General features: G+C 50.5%; 14 protein-coding genes. 11 read left to right on the top strand and 3 right to left on the bottom strand.

Translation table 11 applies throughout. From position 1 onward, the window contains the following. The first annotated feature begins 74 nt into the window (after nt 1–74). From GZZ87_RS18905 to GZZ87_RS18920, 4 genes are all read left to right on the top strand, one after another. A complete protein-coding gene (locus tag GZZ87_RS18905) occupies nt 75–2,477 on the top strand; it encodes a hypothetical protein (protein ID WP_162024481.1) in 2,403 nt (800 codons plus the stop codon). Nucleotides 2,478–2,795: 318 nt separating this feature from the next. Continuing rightward, nucleotides 2,796–4,682 carry a sulfatase gene (locus GZZ87_RS18910; RefSeq protein ID WP_162024480.1) on the top strand — a complete coding sequence of 629 codons (1,887 nt, stop codon included), beginning with the start codon at nt 2,796–2,798 and terminating at the stop codon, nt 4,680–4,682. Between the two features lie 32 nt (nt 4,683–4,714). Further along, nucleotides 4,715–6,634 carry a sulfatase-like hydrolase/transferase gene (locus GZZ87_RS18915; protein WP_162024479.1) on the top strand — a complete coding sequence of 640 codons (1,920 nt, stop codon included), beginning with the start codon at nt 4,715–4,717 and terminating at the stop codon, nt 6,632–6,634. 12 nt (nt 6,635–6,646) lie between these two features. After that, complete coding sequence (locus tag GZZ87_RS18920; protein WP_244648170.1) at nt 6,647–8,212, top strand: acetylxylan esterase; 1,566 nt, start codon at nt 6,647–6,649, stop codon at nt 8,210–8,212. Between the two features lie 865 nt (nt 8,213–9,077). On the opposite strand, the gene GZZ87_RS18930 is transcribed toward GZZ87_RS18920, so the two are convergent. After that, the gene (locus tag GZZ87_RS18930) at nt 9,078–9,251 is read right to left on the bottom strand and encodes a hypothetical protein (protein WP_162024477.1); all 174 of its coding nucleotides are present in this window, start codon (nt 9,249–9,251) and stop codon (nt 9,078–9,080) included. 176 nt (nt 9,252–9,427) lie between these two features. Between GZZ87_RS18930 and GZZ87_RS18935 the strand changes: the two genes are divergently transcribed. The 6 genes from GZZ87_RS18935 (at nt 9,428) to GZZ87_RS18960 (ending at nt 19,457) form a co-directional block, all read left to right on the top strand. Continuing rightward, on the top strand, nt 9,428–9,601 hold the full coding sequence (locus GZZ87_RS18935) for a hypothetical protein (RefSeq protein WP_162024476.1): 174 nt from the start codon (nt 9,428–9,430) through the stop codon (nt 9,599–9,601). 144 nt (nt 9,602–9,745) lie between these two features. Then, on the top strand, nt 9,746–12,607 hold the full coding sequence (locus tag GZZ87_RS18940) for a discoidin domain-containing protein (RefSeq protein WP_162024475.1): 2,862 nt from the start codon (nt 9,746–9,748) through the stop codon (nt 12,605–12,607). Between the two features lie 166 nt (nt 12,608–12,773). Next, the gene (locus GZZ87_RS18945; protein WP_162024474.1) at nt 12,774–14,261 is read left to right on the top strand and encodes an arylsulfatase; all 1,488 of its coding nucleotides are present in this window, start codon (nt 12,774–12,776) and stop codon (nt 14,259–14,261) included. A 725-nt stretch (nt 14,262–14,986) separates the two neighbouring features. Continuing rightward, the gene (locus GZZ87_RS19945; protein ID WP_162024494.1) at nt 14,987–15,712 is read left to right on the top strand and encodes a prepilin-type N-terminal cleavage/methylation domain-containing protein; all 726 of its coding nucleotides are present in this window, start codon (nt 14,987–14,989) and stop codon (nt 15,710–15,712) included. Nucleotides 15,713–16,262: 550 nt separating this feature from the next. Beyond that, on the top strand, nt 16,263–17,657 hold the full coding sequence (locus tag GZZ87_RS18955; protein WP_244648169.1) for a sulfatase-like hydrolase/transferase: 1,395 nt from the start codon (nt 16,263–16,265) through the stop codon (nt 17,655–17,657). A gap of 30 nt (nt 17,658–17,687) precedes the next feature. Continuing rightward, entirely contained in the window at nt 17,688–19,457 is a 1,770-nt protein-coding gene (locus tag GZZ87_RS18960) for an alpha-L-fucosidase (RefSeq protein ID WP_348534086.1), read from the top strand. Nucleotides 19,458–19,672: 215 nt separating this feature from the next. Here GZZ87_RS18960 and GZZ87_RS18965 read toward each other — a convergent pair whose 3' ends face one another. Next, on the bottom strand, nt 19,673–20,878 hold the full coding sequence (locus GZZ87_RS18965) for a type II toxin-antitoxin system HipA family toxin (protein ID WP_162024473.1): 1,206 nt from the start codon (nt 20,876–20,878) through the stop codon (nt 19,673–19,675). Beyond that, complete coding sequence (locus GZZ87_RS18970; protein ID WP_162024472.1) at nt 20,875–21,192, bottom strand: helix-turn-helix transcriptional regulator; 318 nt, start codon at nt 21,190–21,192, stop codon at nt 20,875–20,877. Before GZZ87_RS18970 ends, GZZ87_RS18965 begins: the two co-directional genes overlap by 4 nt. Nucleotides 21,193–21,612: 420 nt before the next feature. Here GZZ87_RS18970 and GZZ87_RS18975 point away from each other — a divergent pair, with 420 nt between their 5' ends. Beyond that, a complete protein-coding gene (locus tag GZZ87_RS18975; protein ID WP_162024471.1) occupies nt 21,613–22,644 on the top strand; it encodes a LacI family DNA-binding transcriptional regulator in 1,032 nt (343 codons plus the stop codon). The last annotated feature ends 2 nt before the right edge of the window (nt 22,645–22,646 follow it).

Consider the following 22,646-nt stretch of genomic DNA (forward strand, 5'->3'; position numbering starts at 1 on the left):
ATTTTCAATTTCATAATTGCCCGTTTATGCTATTGTTTAAATATCCCCCAGACCATCGCCCTAGACCATATTACATGAACCTGAATCCTCACTTTTCCTTCATACTCAAGACTAGCGAAACACTGCTTGGGGTATTGCTATGTTTTGCGTTTGGTTTGTTCTCCCTGCAGGCTGATACGCCTGTGCCTTCCGCTGAGAACATTAGCACCTTGAGCTGGGTCGATGGCCCGCCGGTCTTGAATACGTCGCGTCCGGATGATTCTTATCTCTATTGGTTTCGTCCCAATGAGGCGGATTTAGTGTTGGCCTCAGGAACCGGGAGCTTGCGCTTTGATCCGGTAAGTGTGGGCATCGAAACTGTCACGGTCGGTGAGCGTGCGTTACAGAGTCAGATGCTGTTTCAGGTGCGATTGGCTGACGGTGCTCTGTGGCAGGCGCGGTTGACGCAACCGGTGAAGCGTAACTACGAGTTTCCTATTCGGATCAATGAAAGCGGGAATTGGTTTCATCACGTTGCCGTTTATGGGCTGGAGCTCTGCGCCGTGAATGCGGATGGGAGTTTGAGCGATACACAGGTGGTGCCAATCGAGGGCAGTCTGGAGTGGCGCGCTTGGGCGGATCGGGGCACCTTTAGTTGGGACTTTAATGCTCCGGCGGATCTGGAGATTAAATCGGCCACAATCACTTGGAAGATCCCTGAAGCTGCGACCTTGATGAGCACGGTCGCAGACACTGCGGCCACGAATTGGGCGGTGTCGATGGCATATACTTTGGATAATGGCATTCCGACACCAGCGGTTGAACGGGCGACGCCCGTGCAAGTCACGCTACCGCAGCAAGGAGGCGCAGTGGTGCAAGATTCAATGACGAGTGCCATTGAAATTCAAATGGCCGAATTAGCATGGCCTGATGCCAACGGCTCAGATTACCCAGCATCGGATCTGGATCGTATCACTCGTTTGCCGCTACAACTTTCAAATCCAACGGATGCGGCACAAGACGTGCGTCTACGTTTTATTCATCCTCGTCATCCGGTGACGGGCTTTGTGCCGATGCTACTAGATGATCAAGGCCGTCAAACGGGCATCCCTGTTCAGACAAGTAAGAATTGGCACAAGAAGCTAGGTGGCACGACGGATTTACCTTATGACGGGCAATGGATACGCACCAGCGCTCGGGTGACTGTTCCTGCAAATACGACGTTGGATTTGGAATATGCCATCGTGCATGCGCAGTGGCAGGGCTTGCCTGCTGCGTCGGTGGGGCAGCTTAGTCTCGTCGGGTGGGGCGGTAATGGATTCTGGACGCAGATGGCGCTAGGTAGTTGGGGAGAGACATTCTGTTTTCAACCCGGGCGCGTGCTGCGCAGGGCAATGTTAACGGACATTCGACCAACCCTGCAGCGTGGCTTAGGGAAAGGTAAAGAGCTGGCATGGACGAGTAATGTCGGTGGCGGCGATGTGGGGCTGATTAAGGATACGGAAGGCAAGTATCTAGCCTGGGTGGATGCTAAATCGACATACCTAGCTGGTGGCCCAAATCGTGCGGAAGTGCTGATTGAAGAAACGCTGGCCACGGGTGCAGCGACCTTAAAAACGAATATCATTTTGCCGCGGAGCAATGATTATGTGCGCACGTCACTGCGTGTGCGTTTTGATGTAAGTAAGCCGTTGCCATTTAAGCGCTTCGCATTGCTGCAGGTGGGGACTGATTATTATAGCACGGGTATCGCGCATTCGCTGGCTTATGGATCTGATGCGTCTGATACGAAGGTCGTGCGCCTGGAGCAGGAGAAGCCTAATCAGAAGCTGGTCGTGCGCAAAGAGTTGAAGGCATCGAATGCATGGTTTGCTTTGTTTGGCGATTTGCCGGAGGCAAGTAGTCGGAATAGTTACGGTGAGCGTGGTTTGATTGTGCGTGAGTTTCAGGGACGCGTCGCGGGTAAGCCTGTCGACCACGCGTGGTTGGCATCGTATGCGGTCAAAGACAATGCGCCGAACTTTAATGCAGAAATTACAGTGGCACCGGATGTGTCTAGCTTCGAAGCAGGCGATTATATCGAGGCGTTGTTTGAGTGGGTGATCCTGCCGCCGAAGGCCGAGGATTATTACGGCCCAAATGCTGACTTTAAGGGGGAATTGGCCGCGAAGGAGCGGACTTGGGAGTTAGTTCCCGGCGCCGCAGTTGAGGGCAGTGGCGTGCAGGAGTTTACCTTCCAAGTCGCACAGTCTGGCCTTTCGTTAAAGTCTGGCAGCGGTCTCGCGAGTTTAGCGGTGCGTGGCTTTGCCGATCCAAATTCTGGTCAGTGGTTTGAGCGTGTGGATGGCAATCTAGAGGTGCTCGGGGCGCGTTTCTCAGAAGAGGCCGAACCTCAATGGGTTTGGAATCCGCTGACTGGCTTCTGGGACTGCTATTTGAGCGTGCGTTCGCCGAGTCAGATCGATGGGTGCGCAGAGCGCATCTTTGTATTTGAATAGTGGAGCTGATTCGTCGCCTTGAAACCCTGTTTCGGGGGCTTGCTGCAACTTATGCTAAAACAGTCCGGCCGCCAAATTGGCGAACAGTAAAAACTTCACAAGCGATTGTGTCTGAGTGGCTCAATCCTCTTTCTAGGATCATGTGATTACGTGATACGCTCAGGTCTCGCTCTTGGCATTCTGGAGGCATATGGTTCCTAGATGCTTTATGGAAATTCTATCAGATGGTCAAATAATCGCTTGATGTTACTATTAACACGTGTTTGTGTAAGTGCTCATTAAGTAATGGAAAAGTGCTCGAAGTCAGAAATATAGAAAATGAAGATTAAATTGATACCCGTAACTCTACTCCTGAGTGCACTGTCTTTGAGCACACTTGCTGCTACGGAGAGCGGACGTCCTGCACAGCCAAATATTGTGCTACTGCTGACCGATGATCTTGGCTGGCAAGATGTGAAATGCTACGACATCGATGAACCTTCGCCGATGGAGACGCCTAATATCGATGCGCTCGCGAAGCAGGGGGTCATGTTTTGGCAGGGCTATTCCCCAGCGCCGACCTGTGCACCGACGCGTTGCGCGATTATGAGTGGCAACCATCCAGCGCGGGCCCAAAAGACGCACGTGGTGGGCGGCGGTCCTCCAACTGCTTACAATAAGACAGCACATCGAATGATGGCACCGTGGTATAGCGGACGCATGCCAGAAGGTGAGATGACCATTGCTCGGGCATTGCAGCAAAGCGGCTATGCGACTGGCCATTGTGGTAAGTGGCACATGGCGATTAATCACAACGCGTATCCTCAACCCGAACATCAGGGCTTTGACTGGACACGTCACAATTTGGGCACGACTAAACGCATGCCGAATCGTTTGACAGATTTTGCGACGCGTGAAGCGGGCGATCCGTATCAACTGGATGAGAATGGGTTCCCTTATCATCAGAACAGCGAGGATGCGATGGAGTTTGTCCGTGAGCATAAGGATCAACCTTTCTTCCTCTATTATGCGACATGGTTGGTGCATACGCCGATTCATACTCGCAGCGAGGAGTTGCTCCAAAAATATTGTAAGAAGCTTGGCGTTGAATTACCAGAAAACCCAAAAGAGTGGAAGGGTGAGGGACAAACCAATCCGTTCTACTGTGCGATGGTTGAAGAACTCGATTATTACGTGGGGCGTTTCTTGGACTACTTAAACACAACGGAAGACCCGCGCTGGCCAGGGCATATGTTGATTGAGAATACTTATCTGATCTTCACCTCTGACAATGGTGGTATGGAGCAACACCCTGGTGAGATCATCACCGATAATGCGCCGCTTGCTCGCGGCAAAATCTCCGCGATGGAAGGTGGCACACGTGTGCCGCTCATTATTACTGGTCCTGGGATTGATGCAGGAGTTCAGTCTGATGTCATGGTAAATGGCCTTGATTTTTTTCCGACGATACTCGCGTTGACAGGATCAAAGACACCTGCGGATAAGCAGTTTGATGGCATTGACATCAGTAATTTGCTCTTAACAGATCCAACCAACCCGTCACTCGTAAAAGAAGCAGACGGTTCTGTCCGCGACACCATGATGTGGCACTTCCCCAATAGTATCGCATTGGAAAGCACACTTCGTATCGGGGACTTTAAGCTGGTGCGTAATTATGACCACGTGAACAACAAACATTCGCCAGCGTTGGAGCTCTACCGCCTGTATAACACAACGAACGGCAAGCAAGAGCGTAGCGATATCGAAGAGGCTATTAACCTCGCAGATTCGATGCCTGAGAAGGCACAGGCAATGAACCAACGTTTGACGCAAGTGCTAGAAGAGATGCAGGCAAGCTACCCGTATTATAATCCGGACTACAAATTTGCGTTACCCAATAAGGAAAACGTCTGCACCATCCTCACGGGTGTGCAAGAGGGCGATACAGTGCGGTTCACTTATACGGAAAATGGCGCTAAGGTGGTGCGCGCCAATTTGCTCTATACACTCAATGGCGGTGATCGCTATGAGGAATGGTTTCGCACGCCTGCGGAAATTGTGTCAGAGGGGCAGGTCACTGCGCAGATCCCAGAGGGGGCTACACATGTCGTGATCAACTTAATCGACGAGAACCAATTCTTAGTCAGCTATCCTGAGGTGATCGATATGATGACTCGATCCAAGACCAAGGTGAATTATTCAGAGACAGCACTGCCCGTGCGTTAAAGTTCAGACTCAAAAGACAAAATTTTAGAAAAATGAAAAATAATATATATACATTAAAGACGCTTGCCTGCATCGGATTGATCGGGTGTATCGCTCAATCGAGTGCCTTGTTTGGGGCGACTCGCGTGACTGACGATCGTTTACGTCAAGAGCGCTCAGATACGGTCGTCGAAGAAGCGACGAAGCCGAATATTATCTTCATCTTGACCGATGACCAAGGCTACGGGGACTTGCAACGGCATGGACATCCCTATTTGCAAACGCCACACATCAACCAGCTACACGACGAAAGCGTGCGCCTAGACAACTTCTATGTGAGTCCGTCCTGCTCGCCGACACGCGCGGCATTGCTGACTGGTATGCATGAGTTTCGCAATGGAGTAACGCATACCTTGATTCCCCGTGAGCATTTGTTTGCAGATGCTGTCACGCTGCCGGATCTGTTGAAGACCGCAGGTTACAAGACTGGATTTATCGGTAAGTGGCACCTCGGTGGTAGTAAAGGGTATGCGCCAAGTTATCGTGGCTTTGACTGGACATCGACCAATCCAATGGGGCCGCGTAAGCACTTTGACCCAGAGATCATTCGCAACAATGTGCGCACACAGCGTAAAGGCTTTCGCGAGGATATCTTTTTTGATGAAGCGATGACATTTATCGAAGAGAGTGGGGATCAACCATTCTTCTGTTACTTGGCGACATACTCTCCACACACGCCCTTAGCTGCACCTGAAAGCTATATTACGCCATTCCGTGAGCAGGGGCTCAACGATACGCATGCCACTTATTTGGCAATGATCGAGAACTTGGATGATAATGTTGGCCGTCTCATGAAGTTCCTCAAGGATACAGGCCGCGATGAAAATACCGTGGTCCTCTTCATGAATGATAACGGAGTGACCGAAGGCCTAGATGTTTACAATGCAGGTATGCGTGGCTGTAAGGCGACTGCATGGGAAGGTGGCACACGCGCAATGTCCTTCTGGCGCTGGCCGAATCACTGGAAGCCACAAACCGTTGAGAACCTGTCCGGGCACATTGATGTGCTGCCGACGTTGTGCGAAATCGCTGGAGTCGAGATTCCCGAAGCGGTTCAGTCTGACCTTGAAGGGTTTAGCCTGGTGCCTGTGTTGGAAGCGGGAAATGCGATCAGCTGGCATGATAATCGTATGTTGTTCCACCACGTGGGACGCTGGCCGAGTGGTTTGGCTGAGTCGCATAAATATGCGATGGTCAGTGCGCGTAAGGGAAATCTATTGCTGGTGCGCAGTGCACCTTGTGGCGATCCTGCCTGCGAAGACTTTCAGAGTCAGTGCACCACACTACGTGCGGTGTATAATGGACTCACCACGACGACCTATGCGAAAGGTAGTGCCCAGACACACTGGGGTGCGACTCCGATGGGCCATTGGGCTTTATTTGACGTGAAGGCTGATCCCGCGTGTGAGAATGACCTATCCTATGCCAATCCTGAGATCGTGGCCAGCATGGCTGCGGCCTATGATGGTTGGTGGGATGACACTTTTCCGGTCATGATGGAACGTGGTGGCGATCTGGGTGACCCCGACGTAAGCGCAAAGGCATCGAGGCACGCACGTTCTTGGAAGGGGCCAACCAGTGACAAGGCGAAAGCTGCCGCTGCTGCCGCTGCGAAACAGAAGCCACAAGCTACCGCTCAGGAGACTGCAATGTTTAAGCGCATGGATAGCAACGGTGATAACAAAGTGACTCAGGCGGAATACGTGGGTCTGTTTCAAGGAGTTTTCAAGAATAAAGACGCGGACAAAAACGGTGTAATCAGCGAAGCCGAATTTGGGCATTCTGCTTTTGATGCTGCCGATACGGATCAAGACGGATCGCTGACAAAAGCAGAGTATCAGGCACTATATTCTGAACAGTTTAAACACCGTGATGCGAATGAGGACGGCGTGCTCACTCCCAATGAAATGTGATTTAAATTAGCTATGAATTATTTAGCAACTAGCATCACGACATTTGCTGTGGCGATGATGGCGAGTTCGGCGATGGCCGACGAACGCCTTGAGCGGTTGCACACGACCATGGACGTAAATCAAGATACACTTGTTTCGCATGCAGAGTTTATTGGCCATTGGGGACGTTCATTTGACCGGCGGGATAAGAATCACGATGGCACTTTGAATGGTGCTGAAGTGGGCGCTAGTAGTCTTAAAGTCACCGATGAGAATGGCGATGGGGTGGTTTCGCGGGAAGAAGAGCTGGCATTGCGTCAGCGGCATTTTGAAAGGATGGATAAAGATGAGAACCAATCGCTGACTCTAACTGAGCTAGTGAACTCTTCGACTCGGTCAACGGGGCAAGCGGCTGTGAAGCCAAAGGCTCCGGCGGGGCAGAGTTCTTACGCTGCACAGCGTGCGAGTGTTGAAGCCTTGTCTGAGTTAACAAGTGCTCCGAAAATGTGGTTGGCTGAGGGCTTTGACTCGACCGATGAGTTGGCTGCAATCTACTTCGATGCATTAGACTGGAAAGGGAGCCACACCAAGGTCTTTGCGTGGCTAGGGTTGCCGGAAGATACGTCAGGCAAAGTGCCTGGCGTGGTGCTGGTGCATGGCGGAGGCGGCACCGCCTTTAAGGATTGGGTGAAGCAATGGAATGCGCGTGGCTACGCGGCAATTTCGATCGCTGTCGAAGGGCAGACCGATGTGAAGGATAGTAATGGAGATCATCATGCCCCATGGCAGTCGCATGCATGGCCTGGGCCAAAACGTTCCGGCATTTACGGCGATTCTTCAGAGCGGCTGCAAGATCAGTGGATGTATCATGCCGTTGCGAATACGATCCTGGCGAATTCGTTGCTGAGCTCGCTGCCAGAGGTCGATGCCGAAAGCGTTGGAATCATGGGTGTCTCTTGGGGCGGTGTCATTACGAGCGCCGTGATTGGAATCGATGAGCGTTTTGCTTTTGCGATTCCGGTTTATGGCTGTGGCGATTTGTCGACTGCCCAGAATCAATATGGCAGGTCGCTTGGTCAGAATGAAGTCTACAAGCAGGTGTGGGATCCGATCTTAGGTATGAACGAGGCCCATATGCCAACGCTATGGTTCTCATGGCCGCAGGATAAGCATTTTCCATTGGATTTACAGGCCAATTGTTATGGTGCTCAGCCTGGGCAGCATATGGTGTCACTGGTTCCAAACATGGGGCATGGGCATGGTTCGGCGTGGAACCGTCCAGAGAGCTATGCCTTTGCCGATAGCGTGCTCAATGAATCTAGTCCTTGGTGCCTGCAGAAATCAGCCAAGCAGCGCGGTGCTGTATATAAAGTTATTTTTCAGTCGAGTAAATCGCTCGATTCAGCCGAATTAGTCTCTACGGTCGACTCCGGTGTCACAGGTTCGCGGCAGTGGGTGCAGACTCCACTCAAGGCGCCATTAGCGGATGGCGCTCGTTGGACGGTGACAGCAGACATTCCCACTGGCAGCACTGCCTGGTATATCAATGTCAAAAGTGGCGAATTGATCTCGAGTTCAGACTTTTATCAGACGCCTTAAGGGGCATGCTCCCTGTTGAGATGGATAGCGAGTCGTGGAGTTGGTTCGCCACGACTTGTTCGGTCATTTTTTCGATTTGATCCATGTGGCTTGGTGAATGCAGTGACCTGGAGATGGCTCGAATGACTGGTGGTAAGCAAGGAAGTAGCCATCTTTCTTTAAATCTCGATGCCTGTTTTCGAAGTTTTCCGTAGACACTCCATGGTTTGAATAGAACCAAAAGGCTTCGCTGGGATACTTAGGAAAAGGCACATAACAGGCCCTAAATACAATAGCTCCAGTGAGGCTTGACTTCGCTTCGACTACGATGGGGAAGTAACCTTCTTTATATTTTAGATCAAAGTTCTTTTGGTATTCACTACCATTCATCCATTTCGTAAAAGACGGATCACTAGTAATATACGAGCAGCTTAGAAATGCGAATGCTAGTAACGCTAGAATGCTTATGGCAGTTGATAGTTTGTTTTTCATATAGTAGAGGACTGGCACACTAGCCTAAGTGATGTGCGGTCTAAGCGGTTGTGAATGGTCATTCTTTTCCTTCTCATCAAAGCGATGTCACTGGCGCCCCCCAGTATGCTCCGATTCTGGGTCAAAGGTTGAGCGTTCATAGGGCTTGCGACTCAGCGCGGGCAGCCAGTTGATCATCCGCGTCTTGTTGTGCCCACTTTTTCTCAATATCTGGCCGTGCACGCTGAAAAGGATTGCTGTGTGGACCTTAGGCGCGATCTGCGAATCAGCTTGTTCTTGTCGGCGACATCAAATCGGCAATACGGGCATACCAAGCCTGAAAAATGCTAGACAATGCGAGTCCGCCGCAACCCTTCACGGGCCGCTGGGACATCCCTATTTTGACGGGAGGCAATCAATACGGCCAGATCAAGTTCAAGATGAACATCACAACCAGAACACCTAGAAACAGCTTCCAATCAAACGCTTTTTTCTTGGCAGTATCGGCTATGCCAGTTTTGCGCATTACAAAAATCGTTAATAGGATAAGAACTGCGGAAACAACGGCGTGGGCTAGATCAAAATGCATGGGAGTTGAATACTTATTTCAGTTACAGACGAGATGACTTATGAAAGTTTGGGGCATTCCGGCGGAGGGTCAATTCCATTCACCCCGATTATTGGTATATCGTTGGATCCTCTAGAGGCACACTCTGGGCAAGTGCTTTATCTTTCCTTGGCTCGGTTTGTTTTTACTTCCGCGATGTGCTGGATCTGCCTGATGTGGGCTATCACGAGGCCACGCGCACGAAGAAGCGTCAGTGGTTCCCAGTGGTGCTCTCCAGGGGCGAGGTGGCTGGATTGTTGGAGTTGCTGCCTGCGCGCTTTCGCTTGATGGGACGTTTGCAGTGGGGTGCGGGCTTACGGGTAAATGTCTAGTCTTCCTCATACAGTCAAATGACTGCAGTCGACGGAAGAGTTTCGAGTGCGACGATTGAATCACGTAAACGCTGGATAGCGCTTCAATGCCATCTGTGTCATAATCGTTATTTTAGAATAAATTGATACCATACTATTTCGAAGATGACAGATACTTTAGTAATTAAGCGAGCGATGCGCCTGCTACTCTCTGCCTGTGCGGTGGCACTTTCGTTGACCTCGCTGTCGGCTAAATCAGAAGTCGATTTTGAGGCTTTCCTTGGGCAACACGATATGGTGTGGGACCGTGTGCCTACCCGCTGGGAGATCGCTCCGTATACGGGCAATGGCAACGTGGGCTTTCTATTCTATCAACCCAAGGAAGCGGCGAGTAATGTGATTTCGCTCTATGTGGGGCGTCATGATTATTATGATCATCGCTTGCCGTATGAGGGCAATGACCTGCTTTGGATTTATCGTGGTCGTTTGCCGCTCGGGCATTTTAATTTAGAATCCAAAGGCGATATCATCGATGTCAACATGCGTCTCGATTTGTGGGATGCTGAGCTGGCGGGTGAAATTACCACAACTGAGGGCACGTATTCGATTCTTGGACTCTCGCACAGTGAGACGGATGTCATCTTTTTCGAAACCGATGCACAGGGCGGAGAGTCGATCACTATTTCATGGCATCCGGAAGTTCCGTATGCATCCGTGCGCAAGACGCTCGATGGCGGCGGTGGCCCCAAAGGTGGGAGTTGGGATAAAATGAGGAATGCGCCGTATCCGCTGCCTCCTGAACCAGTTTGGGGCAAAGGCAATCAGATGGAGTTTTGTAAGCAGGTGCTAGTCGATGGCCGTGGTGAGACGACGACTGGTTGGGATATCCGTGGTGACTCGTCGGGTAAACAGCGCATGATTGCCAGCATTCACCATAGTTTTCCTGAAAGTGACAGCTTGGAGATAGTGACTGAGAATTTAATCGTCGCTCGCGAATTGTTTGCCGCAGGCCAGTTCTTCTCATCGCATCAACAATGGTGGCATGATTACTACCCGCTGAGTTTTTTGACGATCAACGACGCCGAGAAGGAAGCCTTTTATTGGATTCAAATGTATAAGCTCGGCTCAGCGATGCGTGAGAATGGGCCGATCCTCGATTTGATGGGGCCATGGTATCATAAGACTTTCTGGCCGATGGTGTGGGGCGACCTTAATGTGCAGTTGCAGTATTGGACACATTTAACTTCCAACCGCTTATTGGTGGGTGAATCCTTGCCGAACAATTTGGATAAGTATACCAGCAACATGCTGCAGAATGTGCCGGATCACTGGGAAGATAGTGTTTCGATCTCAACCTGTTTCCCACAAGATATGCTGGGTAAAAGCGGTGGCGGCGTGCCTGACATGATTGCGTGGATTATGCATAACTATTGGTTGCATTGTGAATATGCGGGTGACCGCGAACGGATGCGTGATGGTGTGTTCCCGCTACTGCGTAAGGTTGGGAATAGCTACCTGAACTATTTAAAAGACAATCCAGTGGTATCCGAGGATGGCACGATTCATATCAAGCATAGTTGGTCGCCTGAGTATCCCGGAGGGCGCGGGCAGGATGTGAACTTTACCATTGGTCTCATGAACTGGACGTTTCAAACGCTACAGGATTTGAATGCCGAGTTTGGCTTAAACGATCCGTTGCAGTCCACATGGCAGAATGTGACTGATAACTTGGTCGACTACCAAATTGACGAGAATGGGCTACGCATTGGTAAAGATATACCGTTCGATAAACCACACCGGCACTACTCGCATCTGCTGCCGATGTATCCGCTGGCACTTATTACGCCCGAGGATGAGGACGACGCTGCGATGCTGCGCAAGACGCTCGATCATTGGCTTTATGTTTCGCTGAATCTAGAGAAGAAAGACAGCGCGATGTCGGTGACCGGCTACACCGCAACGGGTGCTGCCTCTATGTATGCCACACTTGGTGATGCAGAGCAGGCTTACTACTATTTGGATTTCTTAATTAAGCATAAGAATGTGTCCTCGACGACCATGTATGCCGAGGGCAATCCCGTGATCGAGAGCCCGTTGTCGTTTGCCACTGCACTGCACGATATGCTGCTGCAGAGCTGGGGCGGTAAGATCCGAGTCTTTCCTGGCACTCCGGAGTTGTGGGGCGATGTCGCGTTTGACCAGCTGCGCACACAAGGTGCATTCCTTGTCAGCGCGAAGCGTAAGGGTGGGGTGACACAGTTTGTTACACTTGAGAGCCTCATTGGGTCTCCCTGTCAGGTGAAGACCGACGTCGCGAACCCAAAGGTCTATATCGATGGTGTATTGGCTCGTTCCAGCCAGATCAAGCAAATGGCAGACGGCTTCATCGCAATCGATTTGAAGCAGGGGCAGACCGCGACGCTCGTGCCGGTCGCTCTCGATCAGGCGGATCTCACGATCGAGCCTATTTCCGTGCCGGAGGCTGATTTGAATATCTTCGGCCTGAATGCGAAGTCGGCAGATCGCATTCCTGGGCATGACTATTATATCAAAAAAGGGGGAAGCCGAGCAAAGTCAGGTTCATCGGCTTCGATGCAACCATCCACGAAAGCCTATCCGCTTTCGACAACTTCCAAGGCACGCTATGTCCGCATTGAGCTCCCTGGTGATGCCCGCGTGTTATCACTTGCCGAGGTCGAGGTTATTGCTGGAGGGAAGAATGTGGCGCTTCATCAATCTGCGACACAATCCAGCACGAGCGCAGGAGGGGACGCAGACCGAGCCGTCGACGGCAATGTCGATGGCGATTACAATAACAAATCAGTGACACATACATCTGAGTCGACGAATCCCTGGTGGGAGGTGGATCTTGGTGGTGTGGTTCGGGTCGAGCAGTTGAATATCTATAACAGGAGGGGGAATTCGGATCGCCTCGAAGGCTTTTCGGTCACTCTTCTAGATGCGCAACGGCAGCCCGTCTTTAGCCAAGCGCAGGTTCCAGAATGCGCGGTGATCCAGTTTAAATAATACCACGCTGTGTCATCTTTCGTTCTGTGTTTGGTATTATTTAGCTCCTCCCTCAGCCACCGAGCCTCAGCAAAGACTGCGGCATCAAGGATGCTAATCGACGCTGCGAGACACGTAAATACGCGATATTGAAAATGAAATTTCATGTTACGGTATTTGTATCTTCATGAAATCATCTTACCTCACCTTTCTTTCACTGTGTGTTGCTTCGTTGCTATTTGGAGGCGATAAACCAAACATCGTTTTCATCCTCGCCGATGATATGGGCTATGGTGATGTGCAGGTGCTCAACCCTGAGCGTTGCAAGATCCCGACCCCAAATATAAACGCTTTAGCTAAAGGCGGGATGATCTTCACCGACGCACATACGAGCTCTTCGGTTTGCACGCCTGCTCGATATGGCTTGATGACCGGTCGCTACAATTGGCGTAGTAAAATGCAGCGCGGTGTGCTCAATGGTTATGGTAAGCCCTTGATCCCCGCGACCCGAACGACGGTGGCAAGCTTGCTGAAAGCGCAGGGCTATAATACCACAATGATTGGCAAGTGGCACCTCGGATTGAACATGCCGACCATCGAGAACAAGCCATTGAATCAAAAAGGGCTGACGAATATTGACTGGAGTGGCACGATCGCAGAGGGCCCATACAATCTAGGCTTCGACTATTACTTTGGAATCGCCGCCTCGCTCGATATGCCGCCTTACATTTATATTGAGAATGATGAATTCGTGGGCGAAGCCACGACGCTGAAAGCCTTTAAGCGCAAAGGAGCCGCACAGGCAGGTTTCGAGGCGGTTAATGTCTTAGATGATCTGGCAGATAAAGCGGTTGAGTTTATTCACAGTCAGGATGCTGCAACGCCGTTTTTCGCCTACATCGCGCTGCCATCGCCACATACACCCATTGTGCCGACTCTGAAGTGGCAGGGCAAAAGTGAGCTAGGTGCCTATGGGGATTTTATGATGCAGACGGATGCGTTTGTGGGCGCGATTATGAATGCCATCGAGGCGGCTGGGTTGACCGAAAATACCATTCTTATTGTTACCAGTGATAATGGTTGCTCTAAGGCTGCTAGGATTGAGAGACTGCAAGCGAAGGGGCACTTCCCCAGTGCTGGGTTTCGAGGGTCCAAGTCGGACCTGTGGGATGGCGGGCATCGCGTGCCGTTTATTGTTCGTTGGCCCGCCTCGGTTGAAGCCGGAGCGACTTCGGGTGAGTTAATTTGCCTAACCGATGTGTTGGCGACCTTTGCTGATTTGACGGTGAGTGAAGTTCCGGAAAATGCTGGTGAAGACAGTGTGAGCTTTTTACCCGCGCTTTATGGCAAAGAAATACAGAGCACGCGGAAGGGGATCATTCATCATTCCATTTCAGGGCACTTCGCTTATCGTGAGGGGAAATGGAAACTGCTGCTTGCTAAAGGATCTGGTGGGTGGACGTCACCGACTGAGACAGAAGCTTCGGGGGAGAGTGTCATGGGCCAACTCTACGACCTAGAGTCAGATCCAGGTGAAACAACAAATCTATATGATTCACAGCCTGAAGTGGTCGAGCGACTCTTGGCTCAATTGACGACTTATGTGGAAGCAGGGCGCAGCACCGAAGGTCCCCCATCCAGTAATGATGTAGAAGCGATCAAAATTTGGAAATAATACAGGGCGCTCTTGTGATCTTTAATCGGTCTATGATCTCATCGATCGTAATTATCCACTAGCCATCGATTGCGATCAAAGTTCAACGTCTGTGGATTTTCGAGGTGCGTCACTTTATGCAGCTTGAGGTCGCAAAATTGATTATCGAGGGTTCTGCATATGCGGGGAAACCTAGGGCTGTCAGCTTGTTTGAGGGGCAGGAAGATCGTTGCGCTTAAGCGGGCGTTTCGTATGCAGAATATTGTAATAAACGGTTTGGGCAAACGGGGAACGGGCTGCAAGTTGATTCAAAATGGTTCTTCGGTTCAATTAGAGATCATTTGAAACAAGCCTATCGGCCTGTTGTCGCTTCCGCGTGTGACTAATACCAAGCACTGACTCAAGCTAGTAAAATTTTAACCGCAAAGATCGTGTAGTGCGCTGGGGAGGCCTAGGTGAAATACTCTGCGTCAGCTCTCTACTCTACCGATCTCTAGAGTAGCGGGCGGTCTACGGATACAGCGGAAAAGTGTTCACAGTAGTCTTCCATCGGAAGGCTACATGCTACCAGGTAATGTCAAAGGATGGTATGAGCCTGTTGGACCTAAATACGGCAGTAGGCTTAGGTTCAACTCATTTATTAGGGTTGAACTTGAGTTTATCAGGAAATTGCCTGTTAATAGTAACAAATTGCTTGATTTTTCATTAACTTGAGCTATTTTGATGGCTGTTCTCTTACCCCTCCCATGAAGAATATACGAAAAAACTCCGCTTTTACCTTAATTGAACTCCTAACTGTCATTGCGATTGTAGCGATTTTGGCTGCGATCTTGATTCCAGCAGTGGGCCGGGTCAGAGAGAATGCCAATCAAGCGAAGTGTGTCAGTAATTTGCGGCAACTGGCGACTGCGGCAAATATGTATGCGGCAGAGAATCATGGAAACTTCCCTGCGCTAAATGCAGAGACCGAAGATAAGCCACAGGTTCCTTGGTTTACACAGTTACGTAAATATATCGACATCGAAGATTCGAATGAGCCGATCGAGTTGATCAACTGCCCTGCCAGTGAGCATTACATGGAAGTTGATGGAACTAGGAGAGTCACGCACGCGTATGGCTGGAATTCGAAGCTGATCCCAGATACGCGAACGAAAAGTAATGGAACCAAGCCAGCCCCGTATAAAACGTTGAATGTGAAGCGCCCAAGTGAAACGATTATGATCGCCGATGCCGGCCAGCGGTATCCAAGCGGCTGGGGTTTCGGATATTTCGCAATTAGTAGATCGTATAATGCCGCGACTGCCGAAAGCGTATTACCAGATGGTTCCTTTACGGGCTATGGCGCTTCGAGCTCGAATCCATCTTTCAGCACACGACATGGAGGCCGAGGGAATGCTGCCTTCGTCGATGGACATGTTGAGTCCTTTGCTTGGGGGGAAATCAAAGAGAAGCACGTTTATATTGAAGATTGAGAACTCAGTGCTGCGAATATAATTTTCAAATTCGCGTATTTACGTGATAGGCAATTCGTCTGGATGTGTTAGTATGTAGCAGATTTAGTTTTTAGGGATGTATAATTAGGTTATATATTAGGGTTAAGGTCGCATCTATAGGGGGTGCGGCCTTTTTCGTCTGCAGTGGCAATTCGTAGGCCATGCAGTATGCAAATTTGAATGCGCTGGAACGGTCGACCGCAGTTCGAACGACTGTAATACCTCTCCTTTAGTTGTGTTATTCGCACACCACTAATTCTCATTTAGGTCCGTATTTTATAAAGTATAAAGCTATATTCAGCAGCTAGCAGCAAGGAGTCAGACGGAGGTCTGCTTCCTAACTTTTAACTACTCTTTTAAGGATAAAGCGAATTCTCACGCATTTGCGTGATAGTTAATTTCTGTATATCTGATAGTCTTGATTCGTTGTCGGTTTATGAGAGCTGGTTGTTCAATAATTCACTTTAATCAGCCCAAACAAATGCATCTTAATTAGGTGCAACTGGCACTTAACACTCACTGTTTTACGATGCGATTACATCATTCTATTTATACTCTCTTGTTGCTGTCGATGGGCTGCCATGTTTTGGCTGCCTCTGGTTCGAAGTCAGACATCAAGCGCTCGGCCGAGGATCGTCCCAATCTGATCTTCATATTTGCCGATGACTGGGGCTATGGCGATTTAGGCATACACGGCAGCACTTTTTGTGAAACGCCGCGCTTGGATCAAATGGCGGCGGAAGGCACTGACTTTCAGAATTTTACGGTGAACCATCCCGTGTGCTCCCCCAGCCGCACGGCGGTCATGACGGGCCAGTTTCCTGCTAGGCACTCGGTGCATCAACACTTTGCTTCTACGGAGCATCATGAGCGCGCAGGCATGCCCGACTGGTTGGATCCGAAGGCTCCGATGTTGCCGCGTATGCTAAAGGAAGCAGGCTATGCGACGGCTCACTTCGGGAAATGGCATCTATCCAATGACCATATCTCGGACGCTCCCATGCCTCCACAATACGGTTATGATGAATTTGGAGCCTTTAATTTACCCAGTAATGCTCCTGAGCAGATGCCTACGACGTCGACCATTCCCAGGGCAATCGATTTCATTCAACGCCATCAAGACGAGCCGTTCTTTATCAATCTGTGGATTCATGAGACGCACACGCCGCACTATCCTTTGCCGCAGTATTTAGAGCAGTTCGAAACCTTGGATGAGCAGCAGCAAGTCTATGCGGCGATCGTAGCAGAAGGGGATGCAGGAGTTGGCCGTATCTTGGACACACTCAATGATCTAGGCCTCGATGAAAATACGCTGGTCATCTTTTCATCAGATAATGGTCCGGAGTGGACTGGTAGTAAAAAGGAAGTCGATGATACATCAACAGGGCCGGGCTTAGGCTCTTATTACTCTGTTGGCGAATCCGGCGGACTAAAGGGGAAGAAGCGTTCGTTGTATGCGGGTGGTATTCGTGTGCCTTTCATTGCGCATTGGCCAGGCGTCATTCCCGCAGGACGTGTGGATCGTGACTCTGTGCTTACGGCCGTCGATATCTTGCCAACTTTTACCGAGCTAGCCCAAGTAGCTTTGCCTGATGGATATGAGCCGGATGGAGTGAGCATGGTGTCTGCGCTCAAGGGCGATGCTTTTACGCGCAACCTGCCGATTTTTTGGGAATGGAGACCCGCTCGCGAGAATCCGATAGTTTGGCCGCACCTGGGGATACGTGAGGGGGATTGGAAGTTGCTTTATAACGAGTCGCTAGGGAAAGCAGAACTTTATAATATTAAAAATGATTGGGCAGAGGAAACAGATCTTTCGAGTCAGTATCCAGAAGTGGTGGCAGCCCTAGAAAAGAAGTTACAGCAGTGGCAGGAAACGATTCCGACTGAGCCTCCTGCTGATTGTTTTTCGAGTGATCACTAAATAGTGTCCGAATTTTAAGTTTATTAGATTATGTTATTAAAGAAAATTACTTTAGCAGGTCTTTGCAGTGCAGCGTTGGTATCTAGCGCGGTTGGGCAGGGAATGGATGAGATGTGGGGCCAGGAAGTGGTCAAGCTACGCGCTGAAAATGCCGAACGTGGTCAGCTCTTCGATGAGGGCAACTACGCGATGTTTATCCATTGGGGGCTGTATTCACAGTTGGCAAACAAGGTAGATGGTCAGACCTATTATGGAATCGGTGAGTGGATTATGCACGACCGCATGGCCGGTATTGAGAATGAGACCTATAAAGAGTTGGCGGGCACTTTTAACCCGGTGAACTTTGATGCGCAGGCCATTGCGCAATTGGCCAAGGACGCCGGAATGAAGTATGTCGTGATCACGAGTAAGCATCATGACGGATTTGCCATGTATGACTCGGATTCGAGTGACTTCAACATCGTTGATGCAACGCCTTGGGCGAAGGATCCGATGCATGAACTGGCAGATGCATGCCGAGAACTTGGCTTAGGGTTTGGCTTTTACTACTCGCATAATCAGGACTGGACGACTCCAGGCGCAAAAGGTGGTCCAAAGAACGCTGATGGGTCTGTTGCTACATTTAAGGACTATTTCTATGCAAAGTGTCTGCCTCAGGTGGAGGAGATCACCAGTCAGTATGGCCCGATTGAAATCGTCTGGTTTGATACACCTGGAAACATGCCGAAGCAATATGTCGAAGAATTGATCGAGGTGGTTCATAAGAATCAGCCGAATGCACTGGTTGCTGGTCGTGCGGGTCATGGCCTCGGAGACTATCAGTGTCTCGGGGACATGGAAGTGCCACTACGCAATGTCGCTGGTATGTGGGAGAGTGTTGATACGACCAATGATTCATGGGCCTTTGCGTGGTATGATGAAAATTGGAAGAGCCCGACTGAAATCCTTAAGCGTGTGATTGGCACGGTTGCCCGTGGTGGCACTTATATGCTGAACATTGGCCCGCGTGGTGATGGTTCCGTTCCTGAGCGTGCGGCACATTCGCTTCGGGTATCGGGCGAGTGGATACAAAGCTATCCGCAAGCAGTTTATGGGGTCGATGCGTCTCCGTGGGAGCATGCTTTACCGTGGGGCGACGTAACTGTAAGAGAGGATCGATTGTTTCTTACGGTCTTTGACTGGCCTCGCTCGGGAACACTTTATTTGCCAGGGCTCAAGACCAAGGTGAAGTCCGCACGTTTGCTAAACGGCACTGCGTCGACAGAACTTGAGTTTGACACATTGAATGGTTGGACTTGCTTCGAGCTCCCCGCACTGGCTCCCGAAGCGCTAGCGTCGGTGGTCGAAGTCGAGCTGGAAGGCGCACCCGTGGCTGATCCCACCTGGGGCTTGGATCCTGAGCTACCAACACGAATCGAAGCGGAATTTGCGACTGCATCTGGTGCAAAGCTGAGCAAAGAGCGCTGGATGGAAAAGTTCGGTGAATGGAAGCATGTGAAGCAAGTTTCTGACTGGAATCAGGGGAAGGGCGTTGCAACTTGGACAGTGGATGTGCTCGTGCCTGGTGATTATCTAGTGGATCTGACGTATACAGGCGAGGGACGTCTGGTTTGGCAGGTTGAGGTTGAAGGAGGAGAGCGTATTCGTAATCAGCTAAGTGCCTCGTCTATCTACCATGCACAGCCAGTCGGGTTGTTGAATTTTCCGAAAGAGGGACGCTATCAGGTGAATGTATCTTGTTTAGAGGATGCGGCTAAGTCTGCGAGTCTGAGCACGATTACGTTCCGCAGGGCCGAGTAGCCTCGGCCTGAGTGACTGTCGGCTTTTGCCGATAGTCACTCGATCGATCCACTTTGAGTCGGTATCGAGCATCCTCTGGTAGTGTGCGTGCGTCGCTCTTCCTACGCATCGCCCTTCGGTGATGCAGGCTGCTGCCGCTTCAGCCTCTTTGAGCTGGTTTCGGTTATGCTGAGTGGCGCAGGGGCTGTATCTCTGACTTCGAGCGCGCTGTTGATTTAACTGTTTAGCGCCGCTTCGACTGCTTTTGATAACCCTGCGCCGACACCAGATGCTTTCGAGTATTCTGGCCAGCGTGCTGTGACTGCGGACACTGCGTGAAACATCGCGTCAATTTCGCTCCGTGAGATGCCGAGAGGCTCTGCGATCTTAGCAAAATCAGCAGCGCTGATGCCAGAGCGCTTGCCGTTTACAGAGAGCCAATTGCCTTGAGTCTGATTTTGAGCCATTGATAAGTCGTAGGCTGGGGCAATCGCCCAGTCGCCTTGATCAGACATCTGAAATGAGAAATTCTTGGCGTGATCATCGCAATTATGGGCCAGCACATTAAACACCGCGCGTAGCACTTGTTCACGCAAGCATACGATATTTCGGGTTAAATTAAGTGTGGTCTCAAAGAGATGATCGTAGCTGCCGCTTAGGCTCTGGTAGTCGACGCCCGCTACGGCTGCATAGGTATGTGTATGGATACGTTGATTTGGGTCTGTTAGACTGCGATCAAAACGGCGAATCGCAAAGTGGCGCACGCCGTCGTGGTCAATTAAGAGCCGAGTCTGAGGCACTTGAATACCGCAGTCGCGCGCCATTTGAAAATAGGCGTGCTCCAAGGGGGCATAGGCCTTGTCTGAGTTGCCCTCGGTATTGAGCTTAATCAACCAAGGGGTATATCCATCGGGTATGGCATCGGCTCCAGTGACGATGTTGCCTTGATCGTTCATCGAAGCTAGGATTTTTGGCTGCATGCCGCCAGCGGTGCCACCCGCTTGAATGAGAGCGGGGTCGAGTAGTGGGCCATGCTCATGTTCGACGAGTTTGCGTGCGGAGCGCGCGGCATTGACTAAATCAACGGCGGTGGACTGCTCGGAGTCACCCGCCGGAGGCGAGTAAGTCAATGCCCCCATCGTGCGATCTCCGAGATAGCTAAGGACTTGCAAGGGCGAAGGGGAGTGCATGCCTTTTTCTCTGAAATGTTGGCGGATCACACTTTGTCCAAAGCCATCTGGAAGTGAGTCGTAAATAAGCCCTGGCAACCCTGCAAAGGTTCCGTCGCGGTGCTCGGTGACGCCGCGCTGCACTGGTAAGTGTAACGGTGAAAGCGGCAGCGGTTGACGCATGAAGAGGACGTCATACTCAAAATAATGCGTGCCTTTTACATCGAGGATCTGACCAATGCGCTGGCCGTGGTATGCGACGTTTAATCTCATTTGGATGTATGCCGCACGCGTCGAGGTTTGTTGGGTTGACTGCCTAAGGCGCGCTCGACGGCGTCTAGGCTCTCAAATGTCGCTGCTGTTCGTTCGAACAGTCCGTTGAGTTCCGCTTCCATGCGCAGTGCGATTGCGACTTTTGCCAAAGACTCCAGCGCAATCTGACCTTCTCGCTCAAAGCGCTTATAAGTGCTCAGCGGCACGCCTGAACGCTTCGCCAGTTCTGCCTGCGTGTAATGGCAACGCACGCGCTCTGTTCGCACGCGCTCTGCGATGCCTTGGATGATTTGTGATGCTGATAGAAAACTCATTATAGTTATTATTTGAACTATTATGTTCATTATTTAACCTAAAAGACAATATATTAATCTTTAATAAAAAGGATGGGGCAGCTGCGGGTCGACTCTCTGTATCGCAGGCGTAGAGCAGGATCTCTTTGATATGCAGCTGGTGTTGGATAATCCTAAAAAGAGTCGTTAAAAGGTAGTAATCAGGAGTTCGTCTCAGATCATCAGTTGTTTACAACATAATAGAGCTTCGCCTTCCGAGCGTAGTGACGCTCAACCGAAGGGCGAAGCCATCTGGCGAGTTCTCAACATTCGGTAAGTCTCTGACATAGAAATGCTAACTTCTCCCTCCTGGCTTCTGACTCCCGGATCTAGGATAATAAAAATGTCATGGCTCTGCATTTATTACTTGTTAGTAGAAACATAATGTAGATGTTAGTTAACATGAAAACACAATCTGTAAGCATGAAGCAAATCGCTGAGCGCGCGGGAGTCTCTATGATGACCGTGTCTCGTGTCTTGCGTAATGAGTCGAATGTCGCGGTAAACACTGAAAAATTAATTCGTTCGATTGCAGATGAGTTGGGCTATAAGCCGAACCGCTTGGTGCGTGGCATGCAGAGCGGGCGCAGTGGCATCGTGAGTTTCGTGGTGCCAGCTGGACATGCGATTGCACCAACCATCTTGGAAGGTGCGTATGATTATTTACACGAGAAAGACATGATCATGGCACTTGATCTAGTGCATGGCCATGTGGGTGAAAGGGCAGTAGCGGAGCAGAGCAAGGTGATGAACCGTCTGCTGGAGAGTCGTGTGGATGGCTTTATCCTTCTTCCAGTCAACGATGAGGCTAGCCCCATTTATTTCAAAGAGGTCGTAGATCGTAAGATTCCTTTGGTTATGGTGGACCGTCAGCCTTCTGGTTTTTCGGCTGATTTCGTCGGCACCGATGATTACGCGGGTGGCTTCGAGGCGGCACGTGTGCTTGCTGGCAATGGCTGTAAGTCGACCGTCCTGATCTCTACGGGAGATCATGTTAGCACGAGCCGCATTCGTTCGGAGGGCTTTCGTGATGGTGTCAAAAAATTCGGAATGAAGCTAATCGGTGACATTGCTGCTCCAGACATTGGGCATAACACTGAGCTGCTGGATGCTGAACTGAAGAAGTTAAAGGGGCAGTTTGATGGTATCTTTGCGATTGCCGACCGTATGGCGATCAGTGCATGGCACAGTTGTAAGGCATTGAAGCTCTCGATCTCAGGTAAGGTGAAGATTGTCGGTTTCGGTGCGTTGAATCTACGCGACCCTCGTGTCGCAATTTCGAGCTTTGATCAGCAGCCGTATCAGATCGGTCAAAATGCGGCGAAGCTTCTAGTGGAACGTATTGAAAAAGGTCCGAGTGCGCGCCGCCCGAAATCGAAATCGATCTTGAATACGCCGATCTTTATCGAAGGCACGTCGTGCCCTGCTATTTAGGC

It is taken from the genome of Lentimonas sp. CC4 (assembly GCF_902728235.1).
GTDB lineage: Bacteria > Verrucomicrobiota > Verrucomicrobiia > Opitutales > Coraliomargaritaceae > Lentimonas.

Bases quoted from the DNA above. Each gene is read 5' to 3' on its own strand.
- GZZ87_RS18905 (WP_162024481.1), top strand. From the start codon at position 75: ATGAACCTGAATCCTCACTTTTCCTTCATACTCAAGACTAGCGAAACA.
- GZZ87_RS18910 (WP_162024480.1), top strand. From the start codon at position 2,796: ATGAAGATTAAATTGATACCCGTAACTCTACTCCTGAGTGCACTGTCT.
- GZZ87_RS18915 (WP_162024479.1), top strand. From the start codon at position 4,715: ATGAAAAATAATATATATACATTAAAGACGCTTGCCTGCATCGGATTG.
- GZZ87_RS18920 (WP_244648170.1), top strand. From the start codon at position 6,647: ATGAATTATTTAGCAACTAGCATCACGACATTTGCTGTGGCGATGATG.
- GZZ87_RS18930 (WP_162024477.1), bottom strand. From the start codon at position 9,251: ATGCATTTTGATCTAGCCCACGCCGTTGTTTCCGCAGTTCTTATCCTA.
- GZZ87_RS18940 (WP_162024475.1), top strand. From the start codon at position 9,746: ATGACAGATACTTTAGTAATTAAGCGAGCGATGCGCCTGCTACTCTCT.
- GZZ87_RS18945 (WP_162024474.1), top strand. From the start codon at position 12,774: ATGAAATCATCTTACCTCACCTTTCTTTCACTGTGTGTTGCTTCGTTG.
- GZZ87_RS19945 (WP_162024494.1), top strand. From the start codon at position 14,987: ATGAAGAATATACGAAAAAACTCCGCTTTTACCTTAATTGAACTCCTA.
- GZZ87_RS18955 (WP_244648169.1), top strand. From the start codon at position 16,263: ATGCGATTACATCATTCTATTTATACTCTCTTGTTGCTGTCGATGGGC.
- GZZ87_RS18960 (WP_348534086.1), top strand. From the start codon at position 17,688: ATGTTATTAAAGAAAATTACTTTAGCAGGTCTTTGCAGTGCAGCGTTG.
- GZZ87_RS18965 (WP_162024473.1), bottom strand. From the start codon at position 20,878: ATGAGATTAAACGTCGCATACCACGGCCAGCGCATTGGTCAGATCCTC.
- GZZ87_RS18970 (WP_162024472.1), bottom strand. From the start codon at position 21,192: ATGAGTTTTCTATCAGCATCACAAATCATCCAAGGCATCGCAGAGCGC.
- GZZ87_RS18975 (WP_162024471.1), top strand. From the start codon at position 21,613: ATGAAAACACAATCTGTAAGCATGAAGCAAATCGCTGAGCGCGCGGGA.